The organism is Mesorhizobium sp. M7A.F.Ca.CA.002.05.1.1, assembly GCF_003998335.1.
Lineage (GTDB): Bacteria > Pseudomonadota > Alphaproteobacteria > Rhizobiales > Rhizobiaceae > Mesorhizobium.
This window is the reverse complement of record NZ_RZQI01000256.1, coordinates 1-6,948: the sequence shown is the minus strand read 5'-3', so window position 1 is coordinate 6,948 and position 6,948 is coordinate 1. Positions and strand designations below refer to the sequence as shown.

Below are 6,948 nucleotides of genomic sequence, written 5' to 3'. Positions count from 1 at the left end.
ACCTTGGCACAGCGTGAGGCCGATCGCCCCCACGGCGACGACCTCCACGGCGCGCGTTCGCAAAAGCCCGATCATCGCGTCGTGATGACGGTGCACGATCGGCAGCAGGATGGCGCAGGCCAGCGTCAGCCGCCAGAAGCAGAGGCCCCAGGGCGGCATTTCAGGCGCCACCCATTTGGCCGCGATATAGACACCAGCCGAAAGCAGCCAGCACAGCACGGCGGCCGGATAGCCGGTCAGGGAGACCACGGGTTGCGCGGCTTGATGCGCTATCGGCATTGCCTGCATGTCATGCCTCCCCCTTCGACGACCTCGGCCGGACGGGGCAACATAGCCTGTGTCGCTGGGTCGTGCATCCGTTTTGAAAGGCTGAGAAGGAAGCCACGCTCGGCCGTCCTATCTCTTCGACGGAGCGAGGAAGGGTAACGTCCATGGGATTACCAACCTATTGCAGCGTCGTCGTTTCCTTCACCCACTCGACACGGCTATGACGGAACCAGAAGTGAACACCGCAATCCTTTTTCCTCCAGACGGAGGGGTGCAGCGTCGCTGTGCCGTCTTCATGCCGCGTCACTTTCCAGCAGGGTCGCTCGTCGGGCAGCAGATTCATGTGAAGGATGTGGTCGTGACAGCGAGGGCAGAGCATTGCGGCTTGTTCTTCGAAGCCGTCTTCTTCGACAACGTAGAGGGTCTTCTTACGCAATTTTCCAGGGAGTGCGATCCGCACGACGATCGTCTTGTATGGTCGATCGAACCAGCGCCCCGGGAGCGAAAGCAGCCACGCCAGAAACTGAATCAGCCAGGTCATGTAGTCCGCTTTCCGAGCTCTGGTATGCCCAGAAGCGGGCGGACATCGCCGTGGCCCACTTTCGAGGACAGGATAGAGCATATTCCTACTTCGGGCTCGGTGATCAGTTCCATGCTGGCGAGGCTGAACGTAACGCTTGCATACTCCCGATTGACCAGCTCGCGGAACGGGTGAAGCCGGGCGAGGAATTCATCAACGGCAAGTGCCGCGGCCAGCATGTTTACGCTGATCACGGCGGGTCGGCGATTTGCGACACCTCTGATATAGCCGTCTTCGACCTGCAATAGATGCGCCTCGGGATCTGTGCGGCGTAGTCCCGCGGCCGACACGTCATCCATCGAGAACAGATCGCGGCTCATCAGCGACGAGCGGCCTGGCTGTAGGTAGTGGATCGTCCCGCACACTTCCCGAATCTGTCCGCGATTATACCCATCACGTACGGCGTCGAGCCTTATTCCGATGTCGAAGTAGGGGATGAGATACTGGGTTGCGATACAGTTCAGCAGGTAGCGTCCATCAACCGTGTCCATGCAACCGAAGAGCACATCGCATTGTCCAAGCGCACGGACGACGTCCGGGTCCCACAGATTTTGGGCCAGCCGAATGACTTTGGTGCCAACACCGGTTCGGTCGATGGCGTCGCCGATCACGTCGACTTTCTTCCGGCCCAGCCGGGCATCTTCCATTGTGGAGTTGATGATCCGATTGACGTTGCGATCTTCGATCGCATCATCATCGACGATGACAAGTTCGCCGACCCCAAGACGCATCAGCTGCTCGATCACAGGACTGCCCGTTCCCGAGCAGCCGATAACGCCGATGGAAAGCTTGCCAAGGCGTTCGATCGTGCCTTCGTCAAACGCTTGCGCATGCGAGGCGGCGAAACTCGGAACCTCGACGTTGCCGCTGTTCGGATACCAGAAGAGGAGGTCATCGCCCGCCACGCTGATGCAGCTCAAGGAACGCATGACGCCGTAGTCGAGCAGCACGCGGCCGAACATTTCACCAGAAGGCAACATGACCGCGCTGCCGTGCGGGATATTCGCCTCAACCCAGCCGCGGATCATCGGTAGAAGCCGGTGATCGCCGTCATCGTCGATGTCCGAGAATTCAGGATATCCGCCCGGATGGCTGTGCACCTTGATGATAGAAAGCCCCTTCTCGGTGGCTCTCTCCAGGATCGGCGCGATGTAATCGGGACTCCAAACCACGCGAATTGGCGAACGCTCAAGGCACTGATCGTATGGAACCTCATGAATTTCGCGTACCGTCAGCCGGTGCACGCGGTCACCGTTGCGGCGGCCACAAAGAAGAATAGCGACGGCTTCGCAGCCGTCGCCGGGGAAGAGGAAGCTCTTCAGATGAGCGTGCTGATCGCCCGATAGGGCGAGGCTCATTTTGCCGGGCATTTTTCGAACTCTCGCTCAAGCCATTCTTCCACGAGGAAGATATGCGTGCCCAAATTGTCGAAGCCGGGTTTCCACGGGTTCGCTCCCGTGCGGTGCCGCGACCAGCGCTGAAACGTCTTTCCGTCCAGGGCCTGCCGTGCTTCCGTGCGCCCGATCGGTTGCCCGTCGATGCGCTGGAGTCCGGGATAGAAGTAAACCATATCGAGCTGGGCATGCGGATAGCCGGATTCGATCCGGATCGCCGCTATGACCTTGTCATGGTCGTAGCCCTTGGGCACGGGAAAGTCGTGGATAAGCACCCATGGCGATCCGTCGATGATGGTCTCCCACGGACGCTCATACTGCTGGAGGAACGCCTCGTCCTCCTCCCCGAGTTCAAAGTTGCGGCGCAGGGACATCTTGTCAGCCCTCCGTCTGGTCGCGGGGCAAGGCCTTGAACTTTTCGATACCCTTGCGGCGCAGGTCGATAGGTTCGTGCAGCCCGATCTTCTCGGGGCGCTCGCCCGCCATTTTGAGGCGGAGCGTATAGTCCTTGGCGGGCAGGAGACCCGCCAGCGTCAGGATTTCCTCGCCGGTCGGATTCGGCTTCAGGATGACATACGGCTTGCCGTTGACCTGCAGCCGGTATCCTTTCGCGAGCGGGGGCTGCTTGCCAAGCTTGGCGTATTCCTCGAGGTCGATGATGTCGTCGAGGACCTGTTCTTCACCGGGATCGATCCCGTTCTCGTGGGTATCCATTTTTATGTTCCTTCAAGTGGCGATGCCGATCCCTTTGCCGGCAACTTTCTGCATACTAGCAGAAGCTTGCTAAGAACGTCAAGCAGAAATTAGCACGCTTGACAGACTGAGCAAAAAGTGTTATAATCCGAAAGGAATCAAACGGTTATGGTGAAGAATGAATAACACGATTGAACGAAAAACTGAACTGAAGGCAAGCCTTGGGCAGTATTTGGCCTCGATTCGTGAAGACCGCGGCATGAAACTGCGGGAGGTCGAAACAGCCACAAAACGCGAAGTCTCGAACGCGTATTTGAGCCAGATTGAGAACGGCAAGATCAAGAAACCGTCGCCCAACGTGCTCCATGTTCTCGCGCAGGTGTACCGAATAAACTACGAGCAGCTGATGCAGATGGCGGGCTACGCCGTCACTTCGAAGACTTCGGCGCACAAGCCGGCGCGCAACAGCTTTACAGAGCTCAATCTTTCACCCGAAGAAGACGTCAAACTGTTGGAATATCTTCGGTTCCTTCGCAGTTCGAAATAGCCTCCCTATGTCCGCACCGGAATGTCAACCACCGGCCTGATGGGCTCCAGCACCGTGGCGTATTTTCGTACGATCTGGTCGTAAAGATCTGCGATCTTGCGCGCGCGGACTGTCACGGCGAGTGCGTAGGGAAGCTGCTCGGCCGGCGAGAAACTCCGGCCTTCGAGACGCGCATTGTAGTGGATGTCAAAAGATGGCCGGCTGAGACTCTTCGCGTTGAGCCGTCTGCTCGCGTGCAGGCAATTCTCCCATTTCCAGGCATCGCGGCGCAGTTCGTCTTCCCCGGCGCCGAGTCCGGGGTCGCCGAAGAACGACTTGGTATTCGGGTGAACCTGATCGTCTTTCTTGAACTTCTCGTCATGCGGCCGGAAGGTCGCCTGCAAACCCGCACGCGTATAATTGCCGGGATGATGCGGATCAGTGTTGCATTTGTAGCAAAGCGTCGCCGTGATCTCGACCATGCCGGACAATTCGCTGTCGGGCATCGGCACCATCGCCCGAATGTATTTCGCGGGCGAAATTTTGCCTTGATAAATCACACGGATCATATCGTCCTCGCAAAGAACGATGTCGTCGATATTGCGCGCCAGGCGCCCCCAGCCGACTTCGTTGTGCGGAATCTCGCTCGCCTCAATCGAGTGGACGAGCAGCGTTCGCACGGCGAGCAGGTTGAGATTGTGCCCGAAATGTGCGCGAATACCGGTCCCGAGACGGAGCGTGCTCGGAGCGGCGAACGACGTTCCGCCGGTTGGATCCAGTTTGCTGACCCCGCCTTCCGCGACAACGAGAAAAGGTCTTTGCATCGAGCCGCCGAATTCGACAAAATCCGGCTTCACCAAGCCCGGACTGCGGCCGGGGCCTACGGCGCTATATGCCGCTCGCTGCCAAGGCGTATCTGGAGAATCTGCGGCGCCGATCGCGAGTGCGTTGACACAATCAGCCGGCACTTGGATGCGGTTGAACCCCATGGCGGCGTCGCCTTCGCCATTGTTGCCGACGGCGATCGTTGCCAGTGTGTCGGCCTGCGAAAACCGTTCGTCGAGCACTGCGGTCCAGGCATGGACATCGTCGTCCTCAATGGAGAGACTCGGGCCGAGGCTCAGATTGACGAAGTCGTAGTCGGTATTGTTGAGAACGGTGTCGATGCGTTCGAGAACCTCGTAGAGCTCGTGCGGGTTTTGCCCGGGCGTCATATCGAGCACGCGGTAGTGATCGACATTGGAGTAGGGGACCGGCACAGGCTTGGTTGGATCGAGAGGTCCGAATAGCAGCGCCGATGTAACTTGCAGCCCGTGTTTAAGCAGTTCGGGATGTGACGCGCCAACATGCGGACCGTCGATCGCTGTTGACCAAGGGCCAAGCGGATGCGTGGCCGGAAGCCCGCCATCGAATATCGCAGTCTTGATGGATGGGTCGAGGGCGGGTTTCGTTGGCAGCGTCAGTGACTGCGACGGCACGCCGGATGTACGAAAAGCCGGACGGAGAATTCGAAGCCGCGGCATCTCCCGCAACGCGCGAACGATCGTGAACGTGGCGATCTCGTCAGCGAGTGCGACCGGCGCCTCAAGTTCGAGGAAGCACAGCCCGCCTGCATAAAAGCGCTTGTCAAACTTCTGATCGATACCGAGCGACCGGACATACTTTTGAAATGCAGGGAGAGCCTCAGTTTCTCCGAAAAGCTGATCGGTGTGAAGGACGACTTCGAACACCGCGTCCTTGCTTTTGGGAAGCGGACCCTTGATTTTGTCACGCGCCGTCGGAGCGGCAATCTCTTCAATCGTCACCATATCTTCCGCAAGATGCGTCCCGGAGACCCAGGCGGGAAGGGACCGTTCCCACGAACGGAACGCATCCTTTGGGCCAAGCACGAACAGCTCCGTGGTGAGCGTTTCCTGAGGCTCCCGTCCCTTGGATTTCTTGGCTGGCTTGATGCGGCGCGGGCGGCTGCCCACCGCCTGCAATCCAGTCTGCCGAAACAGATCGGACGGATAGAAGGATTTGGCGATATATTCGGGATTGAGTGTCACCGACGCAACGGCCTGACCATCCGGGCATGCCGCTTCCGGCAACTCGTTGAGTGCTTCCACGGTCGCGGCCAGCATGGGCGTCAGCCGCTCACGGGCTTCTGCGAACGTGTAGGGGGCCTGTTTGTTCGGCGCCCCTCCGCGAACGACGACATTGCTCGTTAGTCGTTCGCCTTTTCCCAGGAGGAAATTACGCTTCGCCATTTCGTGCTCGCTTTCCGCGTGACGTCGGCTTTAGCATCGACGTTCCACCACCCCTAATCGTCTCGCGCGCAACGCCCGTGAGTTGCTGCGCCGCCCGTTGCGACATTAGTCCCTCATTCGCAAGTGTACGGGCGAGAGCAATCCTCTCTGGTTTTCCGAGGGTGTCAGGTCGAACAAGATTTGTGAGATAGTCGGTGAGTTCGCCGCCCCGGATTGTAGCGGTGCGACGAGCCGATTTGAGATCTCGGTCAATATCGCTAAACGATTTGCCGAGCAGCGCCCCAGACAAGGCTGCCGCCCATTGATCTGACTTTTCCGTGTGGCCCGCCAAAGCCGCTTGTGCGAAAGAGAATATGCCTCTCGCGTCCGGCATCGGAAATTCGATCGAAAGATCGAAACGTCTCCAGATGGCTGGGTCCAAAAGCTCAGAGTGATTTGTCGCCGCAAGAAGCAGTCCCGTCGCCGGCCAGTCATCGATTTGCTGGATCAAGACCGTAACGAGTCGCTTCAATTCACCGATCTCGCCCCGGTCGTCACGGCGCTTGGCGATCGCATCCAATTCATCAAGGAGGAGAACACAGTCCATCGACTTTGCGTAGTCGAGAACGTGCCGGAGATTTGTTCCGGTGCGGCCCAGATAGCTACTCATTACAGCTGCGAGATCGAGGATAAGCAACGGACGCTTTAGCGCGCGGGCGACCCACCGCGCCGCCATCGTTTTGCCGACTCCGGGCGGTCCAGTGAAGATGGCCGACCGTGTAGGCTCAAGTCCGACCTTCAGGAGCGCCTGCGCGTGTGCGCGCTCGTCAACGATGCGTGATAGCCCTTCGTCCACTTCAGCGGAAAAGATCGGCTCATGATCCAACGCCGGTGTTTCTTCGATCCGCAACAAGGCGAAGCGCGTATCGACGTCGACAGGCAACACAGCCTCCGTTTGCCGACGGAGGGGCGAAGCGCGCGTGGGAGCTTCCCGCATCAACTCCACGAGACCGTTCGACAGGTCTGGTGCATTGTCGCGATGGTTTTTGGCCATCCGATGCACCATCTGCATTACGTCTTGCGTCCGACCTGATAAGGCGATGCGCGCCAGATTGATTATGTCTTTTTCCAATTTCGACGTTGTGGTTGTCACGGCGTATCCATTTCGGCCCAAATCCTCACCTCCTATGAAGCCTACATAGCCGTGAAAGAAAATGAAACCGCCTGCGTGAAATATTCTTCCAATTTCTTATAATATAT

Annotated in this window: 7 protein-coding genes and 1 pseudogene; 1 reads left to right on the top strand and 7 read right to left on the bottom strand. The window is 58.5% G+C overall.

Going from position 1 to position 6,948, the window contains the following annotated elements; all coding sequences use genetic code 11:
* The 5 genes and pseudogenes from EN939_RS15040 to EN939_RS15020 form a co-directional block, all read right to left on the bottom strand.
* Positions 1 to 288: pseudogene (locus EN939_RS15040) on the bottom strand (EamA family transporter); the annotation flags it as partial.
* Positions 289 to 445: 157 nt separating this feature from the next.
* Complete coding sequence (locus EN939_RS15035) at positions 446 to 808, bottom strand: DUF6527 family protein (protein ID WP_127268633.1); 363 nt, start codon at positions 806 to 808, stop codon at positions 446 to 448.
* On the bottom strand, positions 805 to 2,217 hold the full coding sequence (locus EN939_RS15030) for a ThiF family adenylyltransferase (protein WP_236382736.1): 1,413 nt from the start codon (positions 2,215 to 2,217) through the stop codon (positions 805 to 807). The genes EN939_RS15035 and EN939_RS15030 overlap by 4 nt, the downstream gene beginning before the upstream one ends.
* Positions 2,202 to 2,615, bottom strand: a complete 414-nt coding sequence (locus tag EN939_RS15025; protein ID WP_127268632.1) for an E2/UBC family protein — start codon at positions 2,613 to 2,615, stop codon at positions 2,202 to 2,204. The genes EN939_RS15030 and EN939_RS15025 overlap by 16 nt, the downstream gene beginning before the upstream one ends.
* A gap of 4 nt (positions 2,616 to 2,619) precedes the next feature.
* On the bottom strand, positions 2,620 to 2,955 hold the full coding sequence (locus tag EN939_RS15020; protein WP_127268631.1) for a multiubiquitin domain-containing protein: 336 nt from the start codon (positions 2,953 to 2,955) through the stop codon (positions 2,620 to 2,622).
* Between the two features lie 157 nt (positions 2,956 to 3,112).
* Between EN939_RS15020 and EN939_RS15015 the strand changes: the two genes are divergently transcribed.
* Positions 3,113 to 3,481, top strand: a complete 369-nt coding sequence (locus EN939_RS15015) for a helix-turn-helix domain-containing protein (protein ID WP_127268630.1) — start codon at positions 3,113 to 3,115, stop codon at positions 3,479 to 3,481.
* A gap of 5 nt (positions 3,482 to 3,486) precedes the next feature.
* Here EN939_RS15015 and EN939_RS15010 read toward each other — a convergent pair whose 3' ends face one another.
* Together EN939_RS15010 and EN939_RS15005 are read right to left on the bottom strand one after the other, a co-directional pair.
* Positions 3,487 to 5,709, bottom strand: a complete 2,223-nt coding sequence (locus EN939_RS15010) for a S8 family peptidase (RefSeq protein WP_127268629.1) — start codon at positions 5,707 to 5,709, stop codon at positions 3,487 to 3,489.
* Positions 5,696 to 6,841 (bottom strand): AAA family ATPase, encoded by a 1,146-nt coding sequence (locus tag EN939_RS15005; protein ID WP_236382739.1) that lies wholly within the window; start codon positions 6,839 to 6,841, stop codon positions 5,696 to 5,698. The genes EN939_RS15010 and EN939_RS15005 overlap by 14 nt, the downstream gene beginning before the upstream one ends.
* Positions 6,842 to 6,948: the final 107 nt, after the last annotated feature.